The sequence below is a fragment of the Kribbella jiaozuonensis genome (assembly GCF_005233875.1).
In the GTDB taxonomy this organism is placed as follows: Bacteria; Actinomycetota; Actinomycetes; order Propionibacteriales; family Kribbellaceae; genus Kribbella; species Kribbella jiaozuonensis.
The window spans coordinates 956,531-980,489 of record NZ_SZPZ01000002.1 but is presented as its reverse complement, the minus strand read 5'-3'; the positions used below and the strand labels follow the sequence as shown (position 1 = coordinate 980,489).

At 69.0% G+C, this 23,959-nt stretch carries 21 protein-coding genes; 7 read left to right on the top strand and 14 right to left on the bottom strand.

What is annotated here, in order from left to right; translation table 11 throughout:
- Positions 1–24: 24 nt before the first annotated feature.
- The 3 genes from FDA38_RS16215 to FDA38_RS16205 all read left to right on the top strand — a co-directional run bounded on the left by FDA38_RS16215 (position 25) and on the right by FDA38_RS16205 (position 5,024).
- The gene (locus tag FDA38_RS16215; protein ID WP_137254849.1) at positions 25–2,412 is read left to right on the top strand and encodes a lamin tail domain-containing protein; all 2,388 of its coding nucleotides are present in this window, start codon (positions 25–27) and stop codon (positions 2,410–2,412) included.
- A gap of 74 nt (positions 2,413–2,486) precedes the next feature.
- A complete protein-coding gene (gene msrB, locus FDA38_RS16210; RefSeq protein WP_137254848.1) occupies positions 2,487–2,903 on the top strand; it encodes a peptide-methionine (R)-S-oxide reductase MsrB in 417 nt (138 codons plus the stop codon).
- 84 nt (positions 2,904–2,987) lie between these two features.
- A complete protein-coding gene (locus FDA38_RS16205; protein ID WP_137254847.1) occupies positions 2,988–5,024 on the top strand; it encodes an AAA family ATPase in 2,037 nt (678 codons plus the stop codon).
- On the opposite strand, the gene FDA38_RS16200 is transcribed toward FDA38_RS16205, so the two are convergent.
- From FDA38_RS16200 to hemE, 5 genes are read right to left on the bottom strand one after another with little or no spacing between them, the layout of a single operon-like run.
- Positions 5,021–5,398 carry a VOC family protein gene (locus FDA38_RS16200; protein WP_137254846.1) on the bottom strand — a complete coding sequence of 126 codons (378 nt, stop codon included), beginning with the start codon at positions 5,396–5,398 and terminating at the stop codon, positions 5,021–5,023. The two genes, FDA38_RS16205 and FDA38_RS16200, sit on opposite strands and share 4 nt — an antisense overlap.
- Complete coding sequence (hemQ, locus tag FDA38_RS16195; RefSeq protein ID WP_233714751.1) at positions 5,398–6,093, bottom strand: hydrogen peroxide-dependent heme synthase; 696 nt, start codon at positions 6,091–6,093, stop codon at positions 5,398–5,400. Before hemQ ends, FDA38_RS16200 begins: the two co-directional genes overlap by 1 nt.
- Positions 6,090–7,493 carry a protoporphyrinogen oxidase gene (gene hemG, locus FDA38_RS16190; RefSeq protein WP_137254845.1) on the bottom strand — a complete coding sequence of 468 codons (1,404 nt, stop codon included), beginning with the start codon at positions 7,491–7,493 and terminating at the stop codon, positions 6,090–6,092. The genes hemQ and hemG overlap by 4 nt, the downstream gene beginning before the upstream one ends.
- On the bottom strand, positions 7,490–7,999 hold the full coding sequence (locus tag FDA38_RS16185; protein WP_233714750.1) for a GNAT family N-acetyltransferase: 510 nt from the start codon (positions 7,997–7,999) through the stop codon (positions 7,490–7,492). The genes hemG and FDA38_RS16185 overlap by 4 nt, the downstream gene beginning before the upstream one ends.
- Positions 7,999–9,033 (bottom strand): uroporphyrinogen decarboxylase, encoded by a 1,035-nt coding sequence (gene hemE, locus FDA38_RS16180; protein ID WP_202877744.1) that lies wholly within the window; start codon positions 9,031–9,033, stop codon positions 7,999–8,001. The genes FDA38_RS16185 and hemE overlap by 1 nt, the downstream gene beginning before the upstream one ends.
- A 115-nt stretch (positions 9,034–9,148) precedes the next feature.
- Between hemE and FDA38_RS16175 the strand changes: the two genes are divergently transcribed.
- Together FDA38_RS16175 and FDA38_RS16170 are read left to right on the top strand one after the other, a co-directional pair.
- A complete protein-coding gene (locus FDA38_RS16175) occupies positions 9,149–9,751 on the top strand; it encodes a DUF3000 domain-containing protein (RefSeq protein WP_137254843.1) in 603 nt (200 codons plus the stop codon).
- Positions 9,748–11,010 (top strand): ribonuclease D, encoded by a 1,263-nt coding sequence (locus FDA38_RS16170; RefSeq protein ID WP_137254842.1) that lies wholly within the window; start codon positions 9,748–9,750, stop codon positions 11,008–11,010. Before FDA38_RS16175 ends, FDA38_RS16170 begins: the two co-directional genes overlap by 4 nt.
- A 6-nt stretch (positions 11,011–11,016) precedes the next feature.
- Here the strand turns inward: FDA38_RS16170 and FDA38_RS16165 are convergent, their stop codons facing one another.
- The 5 genes from FDA38_RS16165 to FDA38_RS16145 form a co-directional block, all read right to left on the bottom strand.
- Positions 11,017–12,261, bottom strand: coding sequence for an MFS transporter (locus FDA38_RS16165; RefSeq protein WP_137254841.1), 1,245 nt, complete (start codon positions 12,259–12,261; stop codon positions 11,017–11,019).
- Positions 12,258–12,848, bottom strand: a complete 591-nt coding sequence (locus tag FDA38_RS16160) for a winged helix-turn-helix domain-containing protein (protein WP_137254840.1) — start codon at positions 12,846–12,848, stop codon at positions 12,258–12,260. Before FDA38_RS16160 ends, FDA38_RS16165 begins: the two co-directional genes overlap by 4 nt.
- A gap of 83 nt (positions 12,849–12,931) precedes the next feature.
- Positions 12,932–13,420 carry a glutathione peroxidase gene (locus tag FDA38_RS16155; RefSeq protein ID WP_137254839.1) on the bottom strand — a complete coding sequence of 163 codons (489 nt, stop codon included), beginning with the start codon at positions 13,418–13,420 and terminating at the stop codon, positions 12,932–12,934.
- A gap of 2 nt (positions 13,421–13,422) precedes the next feature.
- Entirely contained in the window at positions 13,423–14,079 is a 657-nt protein-coding gene (locus FDA38_RS16150; RefSeq protein WP_137254838.1) for a dienelactone hydrolase family protein, read from the bottom strand.
- A complete protein-coding gene (locus tag FDA38_RS16145; protein WP_137254837.1) occupies positions 14,076–14,744 on the bottom strand; it encodes a hypothetical protein in 669 nt (222 codons plus the stop codon). The genes FDA38_RS16150 and FDA38_RS16145 overlap by 4 nt, the downstream gene beginning before the upstream one ends.
- A gap of 160 nt (positions 14,745–14,904) precedes the next feature.
- Between FDA38_RS16145 and FDA38_RS16140 the strand changes: the two genes are divergently transcribed.
- The gene (locus tag FDA38_RS16140) at positions 14,905–16,104 is read left to right on the top strand and encodes a thiolase family protein (RefSeq protein ID WP_137254836.1); all 1,200 of its coding nucleotides are present in this window, start codon (positions 14,905–14,907) and stop codon (positions 16,102–16,104) included.
- Positions 16,101–18,212 (top strand): 3-hydroxyacyl-CoA dehydrogenase NAD-binding domain-containing protein, encoded by a 2,112-nt coding sequence (locus FDA38_RS16135; protein ID WP_137254835.1) that lies wholly within the window; start codon positions 16,101–16,103, stop codon positions 18,210–18,212. Before FDA38_RS16140 ends, FDA38_RS16135 begins: the two co-directional genes overlap by 4 nt.
- 51 nt (positions 18,213–18,263) lie before the next feature.
- On the opposite strand, the gene FDA38_RS16130 is transcribed toward FDA38_RS16135, so the two are convergent.
- The 4 genes from FDA38_RS16130 to FDA38_RS16115 all read right to left on the bottom strand — a co-directional run bounded on the left by FDA38_RS16130 (position 18,264) and on the right by FDA38_RS16115 (position 23,938).
- Positions 18,264–19,571: a hypothetical protein gene (locus tag FDA38_RS16130; RefSeq protein ID WP_137254834.1), complete on the bottom strand. Its 1,308-nt coding sequence runs from the start codon at positions 19,569–19,571 to the stop codon at positions 18,264–18,266.
- 55 nt (positions 19,572–19,626) lie between these two features.
- Complete coding sequence (locus tag FDA38_RS16125) at positions 19,627–21,108, bottom strand: APC family permease (RefSeq protein ID WP_137254833.1); 1,482 nt, start codon at positions 21,106–21,108, stop codon at positions 19,627–19,629.
- Positions 21,109–21,178: 70 nt separating this feature from the next.
- Positions 21,179–22,465: a gluzincin family metallopeptidase gene (locus FDA38_RS16120; protein WP_137254832.1), complete on the bottom strand. Its 1,287-nt coding sequence runs from the start codon at positions 22,463–22,465 to the stop codon at positions 21,179–21,181.
- 135 nt (positions 22,466–22,600) lie between these two features.
- On the bottom strand, positions 22,601–23,938 hold the full coding sequence (locus FDA38_RS16115; RefSeq protein WP_233714749.1) for a hypothetical protein: 1,338 nt from the start codon (positions 23,936–23,938) through the stop codon (positions 22,601–22,603).
- Positions 23,939–23,959: the final 21 nt, after the last annotated feature.

Genomic DNA, 23,959 nt, shown 5'->3' with positions numbered 1-23,959 from the left:
CGTGCCGGTGTGAGAATCCGGGCCATGTCTGCCCTGAACCGACCACGGCGCCGCCTGGGCGCCCTTGTGGTCACGACCAGTCTTCTCGCCGCCGGGTCGGCGGTGGCCATCCTCGCCACGCCCGCACAGGCCGCTTCGACCGATGTGGTCGTCACCGAGGTGTACGGCGGTGGCGGCAACAGCGGCGCGCCGTACACGAACGACTTCGTCGAGCTGACCAACAACGGCTCGGCCGCGATCGACGTCAGCGGCTGGTCGGTCCAGTACGCCTCGGCCGCCGGTACCACCTGGCAGGTGACGAAGCTGACCGGCAGCATCGACCCGGGAGCGACGTACCTGGTCCAGGAGGGCGGCGGCGCGAACGGCCAGCCGATGCCGACCCCGAACGTCACCGGCACGATCCTGATGTCCGCGACGGCCGGCAAGGTCGCCCTGGTCACCACGCAGACCGCGCTGACCTGCGGTGCGATCTGCCACGCGGACCCGAGCGTGAAGGACTACGTCGGCTACGGCACGGCGAACGACTCCGAGACCGCGCCCGCGGCGGGCCTGTCGAACACCACCTCGGCCGCGCGCAACGACCCGAAGCAGGACACCGACAACAACAACGCCGACTTCACCGCGGGCAACCCGTCGCCGGGCACGCTGACCGGTGGTCCGGCCGAGCCGCCGGTGGACGCCAAGATCCACGACATCCAGGGCGCCGCGCACCGCTCGCCGCTCGAGGGCAAGCGGGTCTCCAACGTCACCGGTGTCGTCACCGCGGTGAGCAGCAACGGGTTCTGGTTCCAGGACCCGCAGCCCGACGACAACCCGGCCACCAGCGAGGGCGTGTTCGTCTTCACCAGCTCCGCGCCGACGGTCGCCGTCGGTGACGCCCTGAACGTCGAGGGCTCGGTCGCCGAGTTCCGCCCGGGCGGCTCCGGCGGTACGACGAACCTGACCACCACCGAGCTGACCAACGCGAAGATCACCGTCACCGGCACGGCCGCCGTACCGGCTCCGACGATCGTCGGCAAGGGCGGACGCGTACCGCCGTCGACCGTGATCGACGACGACTCGAACGGCGATGTCGAGACGACGAGCACGGCGTTCGACCCGGCCAACGACGGGCTGGACTTCTGGGAGTCGCTCGAGGGCATGTGGCTGGGCATCAACAAGCCGGAGGTCACCGGCCCGACCAGCTCGTTCCGCGAGCTGTCCGTCGTACCGGCCGGTGCCGGCGTGCGCACGGTCCGCGGCGGGATCCTGCTGCAGAAGACCGACAGCAACCCGGAGCGGGTGCTGCTCGACGACGTACTGGTGCCGATCCCGGACGCCAAAACCGGTGACAAGCTGGCCGGTGTCGTGACCGGTGTTCTGGACTACTCGTTCGGCAACTTCAAGTTCCTGCCGACCGTGACGCCGACGGTGATCGACGGTGGCGTGAAGCGCGAGGTCACCAAGAAGTCCTCGATCGCGCAGGTGTCGGTGGCGACGTTCAACGTCGAGAACCTGGACCCGGCCGACGGCCCGGCCAAGTTCGACGGGCTGGCGCAGGCGGTTGTGAAGAACCTCGCCTCGCCGGACATCCTCGGCCTCGAAGAGGTGCAGGACAACGACGGCGCGGTCAACTCCGGCACGGTCGCTGCGGACGTCACGCTGAACACGCTGGCTGCCGCGATCGTGAAGGCCGGCGGACCGAAGTACGCGTGGCGTGAGATCGACCCGGTCGACGGCAAGGAAGGCGGCGAGCCGGGCGGCAACATCCGGGTCGCGTTCATGTTCCGGACCGACAAGCCGGTCAAGTTCATCGACCGCGCGGGCGGCGGCTCGACGGTCGCGACGACGATCACCACCGACCGGTTCGGCAAGCCGCACCTGAGCGCGTCGCCTGGCCGCGTCGACCCGGCCAACCCGGCCTGGGCCGACACCCGGGTGCCGCTGGCCGGCGAGTTCACCTGGCTCGGGCAGTCGCTGTTCGTGGTGGTCAACCACTTCAGCTCCAAGGGCGGTGACGACCCGCTCTGGGGCCGGTTCCAGCCGCCGGTGCAGTCCAGCGCGCCGAAGCGTCACCAGCAGGCCGAGGCGGTCCGCGGGTTCGTGGACCAGATCCTGGCCAAGGACAAGGGCGCGAACGTGGTCGTACTGGGTGACCTGAACGACTTCGACTGGTCCGGCACCGCCGACATTCTGGTCGGCTCCGGCAAGACCGCGCTGATCGACCTGCCGCGGACGCTGCCGCTGAAGGAGCGCTACAGCTACGTGTTCGAGGGCAACAGCCAGATCCTGGACCAGATCCTGATCTCGCAGAACCTCCGCCCGGCCTCGTCGTACGACGTGGTGCACATGAACGCGGAGTTCCCGGACCAGATCTCCGACCACGACCCGCAGGTGGTCAAGCTGATCCCGCTGCCGTCCTGGATCCGCTGACCCGCGGGATTTCGGCAGTCTTACATCGGTCGCCCGGGTGGGGTTTTCCTGCCCGGGCGACCGATACTGGTGTTGTGACAGATTCAACCAAGCAGTACTCCGTCCAGAAGTCCGACGCGGAGTGGAAGGCGCAGCTCTCCCCCGCCGAGTTCCACGTGCTGCGCAAGGCCGGCACCGAGCGGCCGTTCGTCGGTGAGTACACCGACACCAAGACCGTCGGTGTGTACAAGTGCCGGGCGTGTGACGCGGAGCTGTTCCGCAGCGAGACCAAGTTCGACTCGCACTGCGGCTGGCCGTCGTTCTACGCACCGCTGGCCGAGGACCGCGTCGAATACATCGAGGACAGCACCCTGGGCATGAAGCGTGTCGAGGTCCGCTGCGCCAACTGCGGCTCGCACCTCGGGCACGTGTTCGAGGGCGAGGGCTACGGCACCCCGACCGACCAGCGGTACTGCATCAACAGCATCAGCCTGACCCTGGCCCCGGCCTGATCGTCGGGCCGAGTCTGCCCCACCGGTCGCCCGGTCTAGCTCTAGACTGGGCCGGCTGGTGGCTCCTCCTGGGGAAGGAATTTGGTGGCAGACGACGTCCGCAGACCGCGAGTTCTGGATGTGCTGGCGGCAGAGGAGCCGTGGGAGGTGCCGACCGAGTGGATCACTCGCGTCCGCACTCAACTGCAGGCCTGGGCCGACGATCCGGACGCGCTGCGACCGCTGCGGCCGGAGGCGTTTCCGGACTTCATCAAGGGCACTCCCGCGGCCGTCTGGTTCACCCACGAGATAGCGCCCCTGCTGACCGGGTGGATCCCGGTCCTGCACGGTGAGTACGCCGATCTCGGCACCGAGCTCACGCACGACTTCTACCGCCCGTCCTCCCGGCTCGGCGGCGCCGGCCACGTGGTGTACGTCGCGCCGACCGACTGGCACCTGCAGGCGATCGCCGGCGCCCGCGGCTTCCGCGAGCAGGGCCGCCAGCACGCGCTGCAGCTGTCCCGGAACGTCGTCAGCCTGTTCCTCGACGCTCCCCCGATGGCGGCCCGCGCCCAGGCGCTGACGGCCGCCTTCGACCGCGTCCTCGCCGACCGTGAAGCGACCCACCTGCACATCACGGGCGAGTACGACGACATCGCGCAGTACTGGCGGAACGACGCGCTCAGGGACAGCGAGCGCGCCGTACTGCCCGAGCTCGGCGGCCCGACCGCGGCCCTGCGCTACTCGCTCAACTCGATCCGCGACACCCATGCCCGGCTGCTGATGACGAGCCCGGACGAGTACGCCGGTGACTACGCGCAACTGATGGCCGAGCTGATCCTCGCCACCGGCCTTCGCGGCATCCCGCAGGCCGTCGCCAGGAGCCTCGGCAACACCACCCAGGACCTGGAGAAGGCGCTCAGCTCGATCCACCAGACGTTCAACCGGCAGGTCTGGCTGGCGCACGTCAACCAATGGCTGGCCCGCGCGATCCGCAGCGGCCAGGCACCCCTCGCCCGGGCCTGGGCCGCCGCGGCCACCCGCGCCGCGATCCACCTGTCCGGCGTACTGTCCAAGGCGCCGTGGCCGGAGCCCGAGATCCCGGATCTGACCTCGCTGTTCCAGATCCTCGACCGGGAACGCTGGAGTGCGCTCGAGGCCACCGCCGCCGCGGAGAACGAGGCCAACTCGCTGTCGTCGATCTGGAACACGGTCCAGGAGGAGGCCGGGCGTCCCGCCTCGTCCGACGACGGCACCCTCGACGAACCGCTCCCGAAGCCGCTCGACTTCAGCGACGACCCGCTGGCCGAGCTCGACGCGCTGATCGGCCTGGAGTCGGTCAAGGACGCGGTCCGCAAGATGGTCGCCGAGGTGAAGACCAACCTGCGCCGGACCGAGCTCGGCCTGCCCAGCCACGAGCGGGCCCGGCACATGGTGTTCGTCGGCAAGCCCGGTACGGCGAAGACGACGATCGCCCGGCTGCTCAGCCGGATCTACCACCAGCTCGGCGTGCTCGAGAAGGGCCACGTGGTCGAGGTCGACCGCTCCGACCTGGTCGGCCCGAGCGTCGGCTCGACCGCGCCGATGACCGCGGGCAAGTTCCGGGAGGCGCTCGGCGGCGTGCTGTTCATCGACGAGGCGTACAGCCTGACGCCGGAGAACACGCCGGGCGACTACGGCCTCGAAGCGGTCGCCACCATCCTGAAGTTGATGGAGGACCACCGCAACGACTGCATCGTGATCGTCGCCGGCTACCACCGCGAGATGCAGCGGTTCATGGAGTCGAACACCGGTCTGGCGTCACGCTTCCCGAAGCTGCTGTCGTTCAGCGAGTACGACACCGACCAACTGGTCGCGATCTTCGAGCTGCAGGCGCGGCAGAAGGGGATGATCTACGGCGAGGACGTGCTGGACAAGGTCCGCACGGTCATCCCGCCCGCGCCGCGTGGCCACAGCTTCGGCAACGGCCGTTTCATCCGGAACGTGCTGGAGGAAGCCGTCTCCAACCAGGCCACCCGGCTGTCCGCCCGCGACCCCGACAGCCTGACCGAGCGCGACCTGCGCGAACTCATCCCGGCCGACGTCCGGCCGCCCACGTCGATGCGCGCCGAGGACTACCTGCTGCAGAAGCCTGGTACTTAGATCGGCGTCGCCAGCGCGACCGGGTTGCCCTCGGGGTCGGCGAGGTAGGCCTGCCGTTCACCCCAGGGCATGGTCGCGGGCTCCTGCAGGACGGGATGGCCCGCGGCCCGGAAGACTTCCACCTCGGCCTCGACGTCGTCGACGTACACGAACAGCTCGAAGCGCGGCGCCGCACCGACGGTGATGCCCAGTTGGGCCTCGGGCCAGTTCGCGTCGGACAGGCCGAGGGACGAGTCGCCGCGCTCGAGGCCGACGTAGTGCGGGGTGCCTTCCAGCGGGAATTGGTACGTCGACTCGTAGCCGAGGAGCTTGTAGAACTCGACGGACCGGCGTACGTCCTGGACGTACAACACCGGGAAAGCCTTACGAGTCATCACACCAGGTTAGCGACCAGCTCGCCGAGCTCGGTGCGTTTGCCGGTGTAGAACGGGACCTCTTCGCGCACGTGCCGCCGGGCCGTCGACGCGCGCAGGTCACGCATCAGGTCGACCATCCGGTGCAGCTCGTCGGCCTCGAAGGCGAGGATCCACTCGTAGTCACCGAGCGCGAACGACGCGACCGTGTTCGCCCGTACGTCGGGGTAGGTGCGGGCCATCTTGCCGTGCTCGGCGAGCATGAACCGGCGCTCCTCGTCCGGCAGCAGGTACCACTCGTAGGACCGGACGAACGGGTACACGCAGATGTACGGGCGCGCCTCCTCGTCGGCCAGGAACGCCGGGATGTGGCTCTTGTTGAACTCGGCCGGCCGATGCAGCGCGAACTGCGACCAGACCGGGACCAGGTGCCGGCCGAGCCGCGACCGGCGCAGCGCGTGGTACGCCTGCTGCAACGCGTCCGAGGTCGGCGCGTGCCACCAGATCATGAAGTCGGCGTCGGCCCGGAATCCCTCGACGTCGTAGATACCGCGGATCACCACGTCGTCGGCGGCGAGCTTGCCGACCAGGTCGTTGAGCTCGGCGGTCAGCTCGTCCCGGTCCGCATCACCGAGCGGCGTCTCGACCTTGAAGACCGACCACAAGGTGTAGCGGATGACGTCGTTGAGCTCACGGGCTTTCGGCTTACCTGTCACTTCGCCATTGTCTCCAATGCCTCGAGATGCTCCAGCACCCGGGTGGCCGCCTTGCCACCGGACGCGACACACGCCGCGATCCCGACACCGCGGTACGCCGCTCCGCAGACAGCCAGCCCCGGTACGTCGGCCACCGCCGCCTCGACCCGATCGACCCGACCCAGGTGCCCCACGGCGTACTGCGGGAGGCCGCCGCCCCACCGGGTCACCAGCGACCCGACGACCTCCGCCTGCAGCCCGATCGCCTTGCCCAGATCCGCGACCGCCAGCGCCACGAGCTCCTCGTCGGAGCGCTGCAGCACGTACTCCTCACCGAGCCGGCCGACCGAGGCACGCAGTACGGCGAGCTCTCCCCCGGCCTCGGCGGACCATGCCCACTTGGCGTGTGAGTACGTCGACGCCTTGATCGTGCGCTCCTCCACGGACGGCACGAGGAACCCGGAGCCGGTCGCGGTCTCGGGCCAGTCGCTCTTGCGGACGGCGAGCGTGACGATCGCCATGCTCGCGTACTCGACCGCCGCGAGCTCGGTCGAGGCCGTCGGCACCAGGTCGGTCAGCATCCGCGCGGCCGGGGCTGCGGGTACGGCGACGACCACCGCATCCGCGGTCAGGTACGTCGGCGCGGGCACGGGTCCGGCCTCGAGGACGAATCCGTCCGGCGTGCGCGAGATCCGTCGTACGGTCAGTCTGCGACGGATCTCGACGCCGCGCGCGGTCAGGTCCTGCTCCAGTGCCGTGATGATCCGGTTGATACCCCCCACCACGCCGGCAAACACCGGCTGGCCGGCACGCTTCTGGCCCAGCTCCCGCAGCTCGGCCGTGGCGGCGAGCAGGCTCGGGGCGGTGCGCAGCTTCGCATACAGATCGGGTACGGCGGCGGCGAGCGAGATCTCCTCGGCCTTTCCGGCGTAGACCCCGCCGAGCAGCGGGTCGATCAGCTTGTCGGTGACCGCGGATCCCATCCGGTCGGCAACGAACCGGCCGATCGCGACATCTTCGGTGAGCGCGGGCGCGGGCAGGTCGGCCTCGTGCGCGACCTGCTCGGCGGCCTCCGGCCCGAGTACGTCGGCCGTCGCGGCGGGATCGACCGGGACGCCCATCACGGTCGGCGGGATCGCGCGGATCCGGTCACCGACCCACAAACCGGCGGAGGTCGTCGCCGGGTGGACGATGTCGAGTCCCACCGCCCTGATCAGGTCAACAGCCTCCGGCCGACGGGCCAGCACCGACTCGGCACCCAGGTCGACCGGCACGCCCTCGATCTCAGCCCCGGCCAACTTCCCGCCGAGCCGCGGCGAGCCCTCGAGGACGGTGATCTGCGGCGGATTCGGCCCGGTCGCGAGCGCATGCGCTGCCGCCAGCCCACTGATCCCGCCACCGACGACAACGACCCGGCTCACACGCCCTCCAGGATCAGTTCGTACCGCTTCCCCGGCCCGAGATCGGTGCTCGAGATCCCGATCTGCTGGAAGCCGGTCCGGGTCAGCACCGCCTGCGACGCCGGGTTCCGGTCCGAGGCCCCGGCCCGCAGCGTGGTCAGCGCGTACTCTGTCGCCGCGAGGCCGATGATCGCCCGCACCGCGGCCGTCGCGAGGCCCTGGCCCGCCCACTTCTCCGCGATCCGGTAGCCGAGCTCGGCCGACCCGTTCTCGAGGTCGACCAGGTTCACCCGACCGGCGACCGCGCCGGAGTCGTCCATCAGCACGTGGAACCGGCAGATCCCGGCCGCCTGCTCGGCGAGCAACGCCGCGTGCTTGGCGGCGAAGTTCGCGAAGTAGTCGTCGCCGCGGTCCCAGATCCAGCTCGCGAAGTACCCGCGGTTCTCCAACTCGAAGGCGAGCACGGCATCCGCGTGGTCGGCGGTCAGCGGCTCCAGCCTCACCGGGTGGTCCGGCAGACGGATCACTACGCGCTCCGGGTCTGCACGTACTTCGCGATCCGCTGCAGTACGTCGGGATCGGCGTCCGGCGGGACCCCGTGGCCGAGGTTGAAGATGTGGCCGGGGGCGGACTTGCCTTCCTCGAGGATGCGGTCGATCTCGGGCTCGATCGCCTCCCAGCCGGCGAACAGCAGCGCCGGGTCCAGGTTGCCCTGCAGCGGCTTCGGGCCGACGCGTCGTGCCGCTTCGTCCAGCGGGACGCGCCAGTCGACTCCGACCACGTCGGCGCCGGCCGCGCTCATCAGGCCGAGCAGCTCGCCGGTGTTCACGCCGAAGTGCACCCGCGGAACGCCGTACGGCTTGAGCGCCTCGAAGACCTTCGCGGAGTGTGGCAGGACGAAGCGCTCGTAGTCCCGCGGCGAGAGGCCGCCGGCCCAGGAGTCGAAGAGCTGGATCGCGGAAGCGCCGGCCTCGACCTGGACCGTCAGGTAGGCGATCGCGACGTCGGCGAGCCGGTCCGCCAGCGCGTGCCAGAGGTCCGGGTTGCCGTGCATCATCGCCTTGGTCTTCGCGAAGTCCTTGCTCGGCCCGCCCTCGACCAGGTACGACGCGACCGTGAACGGGGCGCCGGCGAAGCCGATCAGCGGCGTACCGCCGAGCTCGGAGACGAGCTGCTGGATGGCCTCGGTGGTGTACGGCACGTCGGCCGCGGTGACCGGGCGTACCGCCGCGATTCCGGCGGCGTCCCGGATCGGGTCCGCCGCCACCGGGCCGATGCCGGGCTTGATCTCGATGTCGTAACCCGCGAACTGGAGCGGGGCGACGATGTCGGAGAAGAAGATCGCCGCGTCGACGCCGTAACGGCGGACCGGCTGCAGCGTTATCTCGACGACGAGGTCGGGCCGCATACAGGACTCGAGCATCGTGATGCCCTCACGCACCTTGCGGTACTCGGGCAACGCGCGCCCCGCCTGCCGCATGAACCACACCGGAGTGTGCGACGGCCGCTCCCCCCGAGCAGCGAGCAGGTACGGCGAACGGTCCAGCGGAGCGGGCGTCAGAGGCACAGACAGATGATCCCACGCGGGTCCTGAGGGCCGTGCGCCGGTCAGACACCGCCTGTTACCGGCGCGTCTAAACAAGCGTCGGTGAGTAATCGGTCGTAGGCTGCGAAGCATGGGTGCCCGCAAGCAGGTCGACGCGCCACCCGCGGAGTTCGCCGAGGCAGTCTCGCAGTTACGAGGTGCCCGGTTCCGGCCCGAGGTTTTCGTCGAGGAGATGCCCGCGCCGCAGCGGATCGCACCGCACGCGGCCGCGGTCAGCGCCGACGTGACGGTTGACGGCGACGATGTCGCCACCGGCCGGCTCGTCATCCTCTACGACCCGGCCGGGAACGACGCCTGGCAGTCGACCTTCCGCTGTGTTGCGTACGTGCGAGCCGCCGTCGAACCGGAGATGGTGACCGACGCGCTGCTCGGCGGCGTGGGCTGGACCTGGCTGATGGAGGCGCTGGCCGACCGCGGCGCGGACTTCCTGGCCCCGAGCGGTACCGTCACCAGAGTGGTATCGGAGAGCTTCGGCGGGATGGCCGACGACGAGGCGACGGCGGAGATCGAGATCCGCGCGTCCTGGAGCCCGGTGCCGGGACCTGGTGGACTGGTGGACGTGACCAAGCATGCCGAGGCGTGGGGCGAGGTGCTCTGCACCGCGGCCGGTCTGCCGCCGGTTCCGCCGGGGGTGGTCGCGATGCCGACCCGGCGCGGACAGCGGGGCCGATGACCTCAGCCAACACACCTCAGCCGTCCACGTCGGACGACGCCACCGCGAGCCTGCCCCTGCTGGAACTGCGGGACGGGCTGTCCGACGTGGTCGACGAGGAGTCCGCGCTGACCGAGACGGTCGAGGCGTTCCGCGCCGGCACCGGTCCGGTGGCCGTCGACGCCGAGCGCGCCTCCGGCTACCGCTACTCACACCGCGCGTACCTGGTCCAGCTGCGCCGTGAAGGCTCGGGCTCCGCGCTGGTCGACCCGATCCCGTTCGGCGATCTGTCCGCGCTCGGCGACGCGATCGTCGACACCGAATGGATCATCCATGCCGCCAACCAGGACCTGGCCTGCCTGGCCGAGGTCGGGATGGTGCCGCGGGAGGTGTTCGACACCGAGTTGGCCGGCCGCCTCCTCGGCTACCCGAAGGTTGGGCTCGCCTCGCTGGTGAGCGAAGTACTCGGCTATCGGATGCGCAAGGAGCACTCTGCGGCCGATTGGTCCACCCGGCCGCTTCCCGCGCCCTGGCTCGTGTACGCCGCCCTCGACGTCGAGATGCTGATCGAACTGCGGAACTCGATCGAGCAGGAGCTGCGCCGCGAGGGCAAGTGGGAGTGGGCCGAGCAGGAGTTCGCCGCGATCCTGGACGCTCCCCCGCGCGAGCCGAAGCCGGACCCCTGGCGCCGTACGTCGGGGATGCACCGGGTCCGCAACCGCCGCAGCCTCGCCGTCGTCCGCTCGCTGTGGGAAGCGCGGGACCAGATCGCTGAGTCCGCCGACATCTCCCCCGGCCGGATCCTGCCGGACGCCGCGATCGTCGAGGCCGCGTCCGCGATGCCGACCGATCGGGACACGCTGCAGAAACTCACGGCCTTCAAGGGCCGCGGCGCCCACCGGCACATGCGGACCTGGTGGGAGGCGGTCGACCACGCCCGCCGTCTCCCCGACTCCGAACTCCCCAAGCAAGGACCGCGGTACGACGGCCCGCCGCCCGCCCGCGCCTGGGCCGACCGCGACCCGGACGCCGCCGCACGCCTCTCCGCAGCCCGCACCGCGGTCGCCGAGATCGCCGAGGCCCACCGCCTGCCGACCGAGAACCTGCTGGCCCCGGACACAATCCGCCGCCTGGCCTGGTCCCCGCCGACCGATGTGAACCTCGAAGTCGTCACGACGTTCCTGCGCGACCACCACGCCCGCCCGTGGCAGATCGGCCTCACCGCCGAGGTACTCACCGACGCGATGACGTCGGAAGCACCGGCCAAACCGCTGGACTGAGTGGGTCTAGAGCAGATCGGCCCCGGGTGCCGGCTCCGCCGGGAGCTGCGGATCGCCGGCCGCCAACGGCTCCGGCCGGAGCTGATCCCGCAGGGTCAGGACGATCTGCAGGGCTCCGAGCAGGATCACGGTCGCGATGATCGCGAAGATCTGCCGGTAGCTCAGCAGACTCACGAGCAGGCTGCCGAGGGCTAGCGAGATCGCCTGCGGCGTGGACAGCAGCACCTCGACCGCGGTCGAGACCCGGCCGATCAGATGACCTGGTGAACGGCGCTGCATCAACGTCGTGAACGCGACGAACGTCCAGGGCAGCCCGAGACCGCAGATGGCCGCGCCGACCAGCACCACGGCGATGGTGGGCGCGACGATGCAGACGACGGTGGAGATCGCCAGCGTGATCAGGCCGACCGTGCAGGTGGAGACCTCACCCAACCTGCGGACGGCGCGGGCGGCTGTGAGCCCGCCGATGATCGCGCCGACGCCCTGGCACGTCACGAAAGCGCCGGCGAACGTCGCCTGCTTCCCGAAGGCATCCAGCAGCGCGTAGATCGACGACTCGAAGAAGCCGATGACGAGGATCGAGATGCCGAGTCCTGCGAGGACATGGCGGAGTACGCGATCGCCGAGCAGGAACCGCACTCCGCCCAGCACGTCCTCACGGAAGGTCTGCTTGACCGGGGCCGGCGTCTCGCTGACCTTGATCGTCGCGATCAGGAGCCCGGCGGCCACAAAGGTGGTTGCGTCGACGACCGCCACCAGCCACCCGCCGACGGTTGCGAAGATCGCCGCCCCGACCAGCGGTCCGAAGAGCCGGAAGCCTTCCTTGATCGTGGCCAGGCTCGAGTTCGCGTCGACGAGCAACTCGTCCGGCAGCAGCTCCTTGAGCAGGCCGTTCAGCGCAGCGGGCAGGACGACGAACGAGATGCCGTACAGGAAGGCGACGACCCAGATCAGCCAGACGTCGTTCGCGTCCCGGACGAGGACCAGCGGGAGGACCGCGGCCCCGCTGGCGAAGTTGCCCCAGACGAGGATCGCCTTGCGGGGCAGGCGATCCACCCAGACGCCGAGCAGCGGGGCGCCGAGGGCCGGCAGGACCATGAAGAAGAACGTCAGGCCGGCCATCGCGTTCGAGCCGGTGAGCGTCTTCACCCACATGCTCAGCACCAGCAGCATCACCGAGTCGCCGAGCATCGACGTACTCAGGCCACCGAACAGACGTGGGAACCCAGGCTGGGCGAACAGCTTCCTCATGCCGGCTCAACTCCTGGGAAGTACGTCGGAACGCCCCACGCCACGAACTCGCACAGCCGCGAACCCGCCGGACGCTTGCTCGGATCAGTCAACCGTTCGACATGACGGTCGAGCACGGCACTGATCGCCTGGTTCATCTCCTTGAGCTCGGCCGCCGTCAGCCAGGCGACCATCTCGGTGTTGCTGTGCGCCGCGCGCCATTCCTCGGGCTCGTCGGGCACGCGCTGCTGTGCCTCGTGCAACCGCTCCAGCGCGCGGCCCATCGCCACCTCGGACAACGCCTGCGCAGCCCGCCGCTCGTCGACCGAGCCCGACGAATGCTCGTCGTCCCAGCGGAACCCGAGCCCCGGCACCTGCCACGGCCGCTGCCGACCCTTCCCACCCTCGGCCTCCTCGACGAACCCGTGCTGGGCGAGCTTGCGGAGGTGCCACGAGCAGTTGGCGGGAGTCTCGTCGAGCCGGTCGGCCAGCTCGGTCGCGGTCAGCGGACCGCTGACCGACAGCAGTTCGATGATCGCCATCCGCACGGGATGGGCGAGCGCGTTGAGCTCACGAGGATCGCTGAGGCGACGATGCGGGTCGGGCATGCGTCGAAAGTACTCTTTCGAAAGAGTAGTTGCAATCCTCTAGAAACAAATCGCCCGTCGCGGCGGCGACGGGCGATCCGGGGTTACTTCGGGAGCTGGGTCTCGATCGCGGCGACGACCTCGTCGGACTCCGGCTCGGTGCGCGGGCGGAAGCGGGCCGCGACGGTGCCCTCGGGGCTGACCAGGAACTTCTCGAAGTTCCACTGGATGTCGCCGGCCTCGCCCTCGGCGTCCGGCGTCAGCGTCAGCTCGGCGTACAGCGGGTGGCGGCCCTCGCCGTTCACCTCGAGCTTGTCGAGCATCGGGAACGTGACGCCGTACGTCGTCGAGCAGAACGTCTCGATCTCCTCGGCCGACCCCGGCTCCTGGCCGCCGAACTGGTTGCAGGGCGCGCCGAGCACCGTAAACCCACGGGACTCGTACTTCTTCTGCAGGTTCTCCAGACCTTCGTACTGCGGCGTCAGGCCGCACTTCGACGCCACGTTGACGACCAGGACAGCCTTGCCCTTGTAGTCGCCGAGCGACGTCGATGCGCCGGAGAGGGTGGTCAGCGGAATGTCATACAGGCTCATGCTCATCCTTGGGAGGTTGGGAGGTGACGGGCAAGAAAGTCTTCGGTACGCCGCCACGCGAGCGCGGACGCGTCGGCGTTGTGGAACATTGGCAGCGGATTGTCGAACGCGTGCCCGGCGTCGTCGTACCGGTGCACCTCGGCGGCGCCCAGGTTCGGGACGATCTCGTCGACGTCCAGGTACACGTCGGTGTTGCCGAAGTGGTGCAGGCTGGTCGCGGTCACCTGCAGCTCGAGAAGGTTCTTCAGCGCGGATCCGTAGTAGCTCACCAGCACGTCCGGGGACGAGACCGCCGCCACGTTGTAGCCGAGCCCGCCGCCGAAGCAGAAGCCGACAACGCCAGTGCCTTTACCGCGCGCCTTCAGGTACTGGAGCGCGGCGACGGCGTCCTTGACCGCGAGGTCCCAGTCCAGCCGTGAGACGATGCCCATGGCCTGTTGCAGCAGCTCCGGCGAGGACTCGTCCAGCTCGGTGTCGTCAAGGCGCCAGTAGATCTCCGGCGCGATCACGTAGTACCCGAGGGCGTGCAGATCCGCCCCACGTTGCTGGATGTAGTCGGAGACCCCGAAGATCTCCTGCAGGAGCAGGATTCCCGGCAGGTCGGCGTCGGCCGATCCCCACTCGTGAACTGGTAATCCGCCGTCGAGCTCCGAAGTCACACTGTGAAGCGTACGACCTCGGTGGGTACCGGCCTCGGCGCAGGTGCGGGCATCCACGACTTCGTCTCGGCGATCGCGTCGACGAGCAGCCGGTAGAGCCGGTCATCCGGATCCGGCACACACGCCTGCGAGATGCCTTCGACCGCGCAGGACACCGCGCGTGGCGCCGTACGGCGGGCGAAGTCCGGCGCACCGCGGCGGGAGCGCGCGGTGAACGCCCGCGCCCACTTGGTCGCCGACGGGACCGACTGCAGTACGGCGAGCGAGTCCGGCTCGATGTCGTCGAGCGGGCGCCCGTCGAGCTCGGCCAGCTGCTTCTCCCCCACCAGTAGCGCGACGGCCAGGATGTACTGCCGCTCCTGCGAGACGACCGGCAGCGCGTGCTGGATGCAGCGCGCCGTGACCCGCGGTACGACGTGCGGGTCGTCCGGGGTCATGCCGATCACCGACGGGATCATCGGTGCCAGCCGGGACCGCCCGGAGTCGGTCGTGCAGTCGTTGACGTCCCGCGCGACGCCGGCGAGCAGTGGATGCGTGCAGGCCGGGTGGTCGGACCACGGTTCGCCGGCCAAATAGGAGGCGAACTCCATGAAGCAGGCGCCCTTGCGTGGATTGCGGTGCTTGCCCCGGCTCAGGACCGGTACGGCGAGATCAAGGTTGTTCATTGAACGGCTCCCCATAGCTACCTGCCCCCAGCATGCGCCGATTCCCCGCAGTACGCCACGGGTTGCTGTGAGCAGCTCCACAGCCACAGGGTGTTTGGCACTTCTGTTACTCACGGGTAGCCTTTGGGTAGCTTTCCCGACTCCCCAGAGGAGGGCACTCGTGCCCCGTGAGATCCGCGATGTCGTCTTCGTCGACGGCGTTCGCACCCCGTTCGGCAAGGCCAAGGGCCAGTACGCCGAAACCCGCGCCGACGACCTGGTGATCAAGTGCATCCGGGAGCTGCTGCGGCGGAACCCGGGTCTCCCCCCGGAACGCGTGGACGAGGTCGCGATCGCGGCCACCACCCAGATCGGCGATCAGGGCCTGACCATCGGCCGGACCGCGGCCCTGCTGGCCGGTCTGCCGAACACCACGCCCGGCTACGCCATCGACCGGATGTGCGCGGGCGCGATGACCGCGGTCACCACCACCGCGGCCGGAGTCGCGTTCGGTGCGTACGACGTGGTGATCGCCGGCGGCGTCGAGCACATGGGCCGGCACCCGATGGGCGAGGGCGTGGACCCGAACCCCCGGATCATCTCCGAGAAGCTGGTCGACACCTCTGCCCTGGTGATGGGGTCGACCGCGGAGAACCTGCACGACCGGTTCCCCGGCATCACCAAGGATCGCGCCGACGCGTACGCCGCGGCGTCCCAGGAGAAGGCCGCGAAGGCCTACGCCAACGACCTGATCCAGCCGGACCTGGTGCCGGTCGCGACCCGGTCGGCCGAGCAGGGCTGGGGCCTTGCGAGCACCGACGAGCCGATGCGGCCCGGGACGACGGTCGAGGACCTGGCTTCGCTGAAGACGCCGTTCCGTCCGCACGGGCGGGTCACCGCGGGCAACTCGGCGGGTATCAACGACGGCGCGACCGCGTGCGTGCTGACGTCGGCGGAGGCCGCTGAGGAGCTCGGGCTGACGCCGAAGATGAAGCTGGTCTCGTACGCCTTCGCCGGCGTCGAGCCCGAGGTGATGGGCGTCGGCCCGATCCCGGCGACCGAGAAGGCGCTGAAGCTGGCCGGCCTGACCATCGACGACATCCAGGCCTTCGAGGTGAACGAGGCGTTCGCCGTGCAGGTGCTGGCGTTCCTGGAGCACTACGGCATCGCCGACGACGACCCGCGGGTCAACCCGTACGGCGGTGCGATCGCCTACGGCCACCCGCTGGCGTCGTCCGGGGTCCGGCTGATGAACCAGCTGGCCAAGCAGTTCGAGCAGCGCCCCGAGGTCCGCTACGGCCTCACCACCATGTGCGTCGGCCTCGGCATGGGCGGAACCGTCATCTGGGAGAACCCCAACTGGGAAGGTGCGGCCAAGTGAGCTTGCAGGAACTGATCGACAGCGCTTCTGCCCTGTCGACCGACGAGGTTGTCACGCTGGCGCACTCGCGGGATGTCGTACTGCCTAACAAGGCCGGGACGATGGCGCTCATCACGCTGGACAACGGGCACGACCACACCAAGCCGAACACCTTCGGGCCCAAGGGTCTGGGGTCGCTGAACGCTGCTCTGGGCGCGGCGCTGGCGCGGGACGAGATCGTCGCGATCGGTGTGACCGGCAAGCCGTTCATCCTCGCCGCGGGTGCGGACCTGACCGGCGTACCGAAGCTGGCCGATCGGGAGCAGGCGCTGGCGCTCGGGAAGATCGGGCACGGCGTGATGCGGAAGCTGGTCGACGGGGGCAAGCCGTCGTTCGCGTTCGTGAACGGTGTGGCGCTGGGCGGTGGGCTCGAGGTCGCGCTGCACGCGTCGTACCGCACCGTGTCGGTCGCGGCTGGGATGCTGTCGACGCCGGAGGTCTTCCTCGGCCTGATCCCGGGCTGGGGTGGCAACTTCCTGCTGCCGAACCTGATCGGCGCGGACAACGCGGTCAAGGTCGTCGTCGAGAACGCGCTGAACCAGAACAAGATGCTCAGCGGGCCGGAGGCGGTGAAGCTCGGCATCGGCGACGTACTGCTGGAGTCGGCGGATTTCCTCGAGCAGTCGTTGCTGTGGGCCTCGAAGGTGCTGACGGGGTCTGTCGTTGTCGAGCGGGCTCCGATCGACCGCGGAGACGGGTGGGACGCGGCGGTTGCCCGGGGCAAGGCTTTTGCCGATCTGAAGGTGAGCGGGGCGGCCCCGGCGCCGTACCGGGCGCTGGAGTTGATCGCGGCGGCTCGCGACAACGACCGGGATCGTGGGTTCGCGGCCGAGGACGAGGCGCTCGCGGATCTGATCATGAGCGAGGAGCTGCGGAGCGGGCTGTACGCGTTCGACCTGGTGAACAAGCGGGCCAAGCGGCCGGCTGGTGCGCCGGACAAGTCGCTGGCGCGGCCGGTGACGAAGGTCGGTGTGGTCGGCGCGGGTCTGATGGCGGGTCAGTTGGCGTTGCTGTTCGCGCGGCGGCTGGAGGTTCCCGTCGTACTCACGGATCTCGACCAGGAGCGGGTGGATCGTGGCGTCGGGTACGTGCACGGTGAGATCGACAAGCTGCTCGCGAAGGGCCGGGTGCGCGCGGACAAGGCGAACCAGCTGAAGGCGCTCGTCACCGGGTCGGTGGACAAGAGCGTGTTCGCGGACGCGGACTTCGTGATCGAGGCCGTGTTCGAGGAGCTGCAGCTGAAGAAGACGATCTTCGCCGACCTGGAGAAGATCATCCGGCCGGACGCTGTGCTGGCGACCAACACCTCGTCGTTGTCGGTGACCGAGATGGCGGCGGACCTGGAGCACCCGGAGCGGGTCGTCGGGTTCCACTTCTTCAACCCGGTCGCGGTGCTGCCGCTGCTGGAGATCATCCGGGCGGACCGGACGGACGACGCTTCGCTGGCGACGGCTTTTGCGGTTGGCAAGACGTTGAAGAAGTCGTGCGTGCTGGTGAAGGACGCGCCGGCGTTCGTGGTGAACCGGCTGCTGACGCGCTTCCTCGGCGAGGTCAGCGCGGCGGTGGACGAAGGTACGCCGATCCCGGATGCCGACCGTGCACTGTCCGCACTCGGCCTGCCGATGCCGCCGTTCGTCCTGCTGCAACTGGTCGGGCTGCCGGTCGCGCTGCACGTCGCGGAGACGATGAACCGCGCGTACCCGGAGCGGTTCGCGGTGTCCTCGAACCTCGCCAAGGTCGTTGCCGCAGGCAAGAGTTCGTTCTACGTCTGGCCGGAAGGCAAGCCGGTAGTCGACCCGGAGGTCGAGGCCCTGGTATCGGTCGGCGACAAGCCCTCCACCGCCGACGAACTCCGCAACCGCGTCCTCACCGCCCTGGCCGAAGAAATCAAGATCATGCTCGACGAAGGCGTAGTAGCCGAGGCCCAAGACATCGACCTCTGCCTCCTCCTTGGCGCCGGCTGGCCCTTCCACCTAGGCGGCATCACCCCCTACCTAGACCGCACCGGCATCGCCGAAAAGACCAACGGCACCCGCTTCCTCCCCCGAGGCACAGCCAGCCTCATCTAAACCGCTGGGGGTCGGTGCGGCGCCGGAAGCCCGCTCCGGCCCCCAGCAGCTTTAGCCTTTGAACTTCTTGGCGCCGGCGACTATTTGGGCTGGGGTTAGGCCGGTGTCTTTCTTGAGGGCTGGGGCGCCGTGTTGGGACATGTCGGTGTAGAGGGTGGCTAGTTTTTTCTCGCCTAGTTTGTTGGCCAGGTATTCGACGATCCACCAGCTGCTGCCGTAGGCGCGGTCTGCGTCGGTGTCGAAGAGGGTGGTGTCGGGTAGTGCGGTGAGCCTCGGGAGGTACGCCGACTTCACGCGCTTGCGGTACGGGTCGACCGACCAGTGCGGGTCGTCCTCGATCGAGCGGCAGCGGACGTACTCCGCCATGCCCTCCACCATCCAGATCGGTGTGTAGATGCCGAGCGTCGACGTCGCGACGTGCGTCATCTCGTGCACCAGCAGATCCTTGTCGAGGCGCTTGCGAAGTGCAGGATTGATGACGATCCGGCTGCCGATGGGTGGCCCGATCGGCTTGCCCAGTTGCTCGCCCTCGTAGAGGGTGACCGCCTTCGCCGCGATCGTCCAACCGTCGCCGGTCCCGGCGGTCCAGATCGTCGACATGACGCGGTCCTGCGGCATCGCCACCACCAGTACGGCGCCGTTCCACGGCCGGGCCCAGTGCTTGCGGACCGACTTGACCGCCTTCTCCGCCACCTGCGCGACCTTCGTACCCAGGCTCGCTTCCCGTTTGTCCACGACAACGACCACCGTGCCCCGCCGTACCACCTGGACCTCGTCGAAGTCCCACGGCTGACGATGGCCGTCGCGGCTGAGGTTCTCGTCCGTCCCGGTGTCGTCGACAAGCACCCACGCGCCGGCCCGCTGGACGAACGTGTATCCGAGATCCGTCTGCACCGGCTGCGGATCCAGCCCCACCAACTGGTACCGCATCATCACCCGCGTCGAGAACGTCGTCGGCCCGAACTTCGAAACCAACCCAGGCACCGGCCGGAACGCATCCGCGGTGAAGTACTTCAGCGACCTGAACCCGAACTTCCGCAGGTTCACGAACAGCAGCCGCTCACGCGCAACCAACTCGGCCTGCTTCGGATCGACCGAAGCCAGGAACCCCTTCAAATCACCCTTGAGTACGGCGGTGGATCGCCGCGCCAGCACCGCGTCGATCGCCTGCTTGCGCGCCAACTCTTCAGCCGGACCGAGCTCCCCCGGCGTCGGCGAAGTCGCCCCCATCGCGACCGCCGCGACGGCACTACCACCAGCTGGTGCCTCGCCGTTCCGGGCCCGTACGGCGACAACCGCACCGGACGCAGCAAGCGCCAGCACGGCAACGCCTGCGAACAGGCGTTTCGGGTGATTCATTGGTGTTCCCCTCGGATGGTCGGCTGATCCTAGCCGACCATCCGAGGGGTCTGAATCACGCCTTCTGCGCCTCGCCGGTCTTCTCCTCGAGGCCGACCCGGCTACGCCGGTAGCCGTACAACGCGTAGACCGCGAACCCGAGCACCATCCAGATCGCGAACCGCAGCCAGGTCTCCAGCGACAGGTTCAGCATCAGGTACACGCAGATGACCGCGGCCAGGATCGGCACGACCGGGTTGCCCGGCACCGTGAACGACCGCTTGATGTCCGGCCGGCTCTTCCGCAGCAGCGGTACGGCGATCGACACCAGCGTGAACGCGGCCAGCGTGCCGATGTTCACCATCTCTTCCAGCTTGCCGATCGGGGTGACGCCGGCGATGATCGCGACGACGATGCCGATCCCGATCGTCAGGCGGTACGGCGTACCCCACTTCGGGTGCGTCTTGCCGAGCTGACGGGGCATCAGGTGGTCGCGGCTCATCGCGAACACGACGCGCGCCGCACCGATCATCAGCGTCAGTACGACGGTGGTCAGACCGGCGACCGCACCCGCGGAGATCAGCGTCGCGAAACCACCCCGGCCGACCGAGCGGAACGCCTCGGCCAGCGCGGCTTCGCCGTTGATGTCGGTGTACTTCACCATGCCGGTGATGACGATGCAGACCAGCACGTACAGCACGGTGCAGATCGCCAGCGAGCCGATGATGCCGCGCGGCAGGTCGCGCTGCGGGTTCTTCGCCTCTTCAGCGGTCGTCGCGACCACGTCGAATCCGATGAACGCGAAGAACACCAGCGACGCACCCGACACCAGACCCATCACGCCGAACGTCGACGGCGTGAACCCGAACAGCGCCTGGAACAGCGGCGTGGTGATCGTGACGTCGCCGTTGGGGGCGGGCACGCTCGGCGGGATGAACGGCGACAGGTTCGAGCCCTTGATGTAGAACAGCCCGGCGATGATCACGAACAGGACCACGAACAGCTTGATGCCGACCAGCACCAGGTTGACCCGCAGCGACTCCTTGATCCCGATCGTCGCCAGTGTCGCCAGCACCAGCACGAGCAGCATCGCCAGGACGTTCACATGGCTGTCGGGCCCGATCGACGACGGCCAGCCCAACCCGATCTGATCGAGGAACAAGGCGGCGTACGTCGACCAGCCCTGCGCCACGACGCTTGCCCCGAGCATCAACTCGAGCAGCAGGTCCCAGCCGATGATCCAGGCGAAGATCTCGCCGAGGGCGAAGTACGAGAACGTGTACGCCGAACCCGACACCGGCACGGTGGACGAGAACTCGGCGTAGCACAACGCGGCCAGCGCACAGCAGACCGCGGCCAGTACGAACGACAGTGCGATCCCCGGACCGGCGTACAGCTTGGCCGCGCGGCCGGTCAGGGTGAAGATGCCGGCGCCGATGATCACGCCGATGCCGAAGACGGTCAGGTCGATTGCTGTGAGGCGTTTCTTGAGCTGGTACTCCGGCTCGTCCGTGTCGGCGATCGACTGCTCGATCGTCTTCTTCCGCACAAGACTCATCTGCGCCTCCTCAAAGGTGGACGGAACCCTTCGAGGTTGCCTCTCTGACAGCGCGAGGTCAAACCGCCACTCAGCGTTGCGGCGTATACGTCGCCAGCGACGTCCACAGCGTCGCCTCGGTGAGACCGGTGCGTTCCATCAGGATCCGGTCCCGCGCGGCCTGGTCGGTACCGTTCATCGCCATGTCCTCGTACAGGTCCTCGACCTTGTCGAGTCCGATCCGCTGGACGAGGTACCGGACGGCGAGCCAGCTCACGCCGTACACGTCGGCGGAGTTCTGGTAGAAGCCGGCATCGCTCGGCAGCGCGGACAGTTGCGGCAGCGCCTCGTCGATGACCTCCTGCTCCCATTTGCTGACCTCACCAGGTCCGCTGATCGCCTCGATGCCCTTCCAGGACACGTACTCCGCGGCGCCTTCGGCCAGCCATAGCGGTTCGTATCCGCCGAGGTCCGCGGTGGCGACATGGGTGATCTCGTGCGACAGCAGGATCTCGTCGACGCGATCACGCTCGTTCGGGTTGACGACGATGTACCCGCCGGCGACCGTACCGTCTGCGGTGTCCTGACCGGGCAGCGAGGAGAACGTCGAACCGGTGCTGGCCGCGGACTCGATGTCCTCGTCGGCGAACCGCGCATCGCGTACGTCGGTCTCGTCGAGCGCGACCACGAGTACCGAGCCGTTCCACCTGCGCGGCCAGTACGCCGTCACCTCGTTCAGGCCCTCGGTCGCGGCGGCCACGATCGCCCGCCCGCGCCTCGTGTCGCCCTTCTCGACCACCACGAGCACCCGCGGGCCGCGCTGCACCTCGATCCGGCCCAGGTCCCACGCCTCGCGGTGCGCGCCCGGACCGAGATCGCTGTCCAGATCGTCGTCGTCGGTGAGCAGCCAACGGCCGGCCTTGGAGATGAACGTGTAGCCGAGCTCGGTCGTCACCGGCGTGAAGTCGACCTTCGGGATCTGGTACCGCATCAGCACCCGCACGAGGTACGTCGTACCGCCGTGAGCGCGCACCACGGCCGGGTTGAAACGCTCCTCGGCCTGGCTGTACCCGACCTCGCTGAAGCCGATCTCGACCAGGTTCGCGAACAGGATCTTCTGGTCGGCCCGCAGCTTCTTGTTGGCCGGATCCACATCGGCCAGGAACAACGCCTCGTTGCCCGTCTGCACGGCCTGCGCGCGGCGGAGCAGGATCGAGTCGACGGCGACCCGGCGCGCGGCGATCTGCGCGGCGATCCGCGAGGGCTTCGTCGCCTTCGGAGCAGTCGGTGTGGCGGTCTGGATCGCAGTCGGCCGATCGCGTGCGTCGCGCTCGCGCTCTTCAACGGTGTACACCACGCCGCCCGAGACAAGGGCCACCGCCAGAACGAGCCCCAGCCAGCGGCGGGGGCCGGTGGGCGGCCCTGAAACAGGCGTCGTTGCACTCACTTCGGGTCGTTCCCCTCCGAGTACCCGATGGTCGCAGCCGGGCTACCCTACTCGACCCACCGCGCTTTATGCTGCCGCGGCAGCCTTCAGGGCAGTGAAAAGTCCCGACTCGGTCATCCCGATATGTTCGAGCATGATCCGGTCGCGTTCCTTCTGGGTAGAGCCCATCGCCGCGAGTTCGCGGTACAGCGTGGCGACCTCGGTCCCGCCGAACCGCGTGAACAGGTAGTCGAGCGCCAGCCAGGACATCGGGTACGAGCTGTCGGCCTGGTCGAAGAACGTCGCGTCCGCCGGCAGACCCTTCGCCTTCGCGAGGTACTTCGTCCGGACGTCCTGCCGGTACTGCGGGATCGCCAGGTTGGTCTGCCCGGTCATCGGCAGGAACTCGATGTACGTCGCGGCGCCCTCGACCAGCCAGCGTGGCGCGTACGGACCGTACGGCGCGGTCGCGACGTGGGTGAACTCGTGGGCGAGCGTGCGGGCGTCGACCTTGTTGCGGTTGAACGGGTTGATCACGACGTACGAGTCGGCCCGCTCCCCCGCGGCGGTGACCTCGCCGGGCAGCGTGCGGTACACCCAGGTCGCCATCGCGATCGCGTCCTCGGCGTTCTTCGGCTGGGTGTAGTCCGCGCCGCGAACGGTCTTGTCGTCGAGCGCGATCACGACACCGGAGCCCTTCCACCCGCCGGGCCAGTTCTTGCTGACCGCCTGCACGGCGCTGACGGACATCGTGATCAGCTTCGCCGCCAGCGCGTCCTGGCCCTTCTCGACGACCACGAGCACGCGCGGCGCCCGCTTGACCAGGACCGGGCCGGTGTCCCACGCCTCCTGGTGCGAGCCGCGCGGGAGACGCTTGTCGATGTCGGAATCCGAGACCAGCATCCAGGTCCCGTTCGGACGCTGGGTGAAGGTGTACCCGAGCATCGCGCGGACCGGGACCAGGTCGATCCCGCGGATCTGGTACGTCATCGCGACGGCGACCAGGTACGTCGTCGGGCCGTCCCTCTGCACGACGCTGTCGTCGTACTGCTGGGCCAGCTGCTGGTAGGTCAGCTTGGCGAAGCCGAACTGGCGAAGGTTCGTGAACAGGGTCCGCTGGCTCGCGAGCAGTCGCGTGTTGGCGGGGTCGACGTCGGCCAGGAACTCCGTCTCGGTGCCGGCCAGCACGGCGTGCGCGCGCCGCTTCAGTACGACGTCGACGGCTGCGGTCCGAGCAGCCAGGTCGACGTTCGCCGTACTGGCCTCGCCGGCCGCGGCGTCGTCGGCGTGCTGGCTCGAGCGATGCAGCGCGAGCCCACCGGCGACCGCGGCCCCGACCAGAACCAGCGACAACAGGATCGGCCAGACCCGGCCCGACCGGCGTCGGGCAGCACCGTGGCGACTGTGCCGCCCTGCCTCAGCCACGGTCCTGGGTCCTGGTCAGTG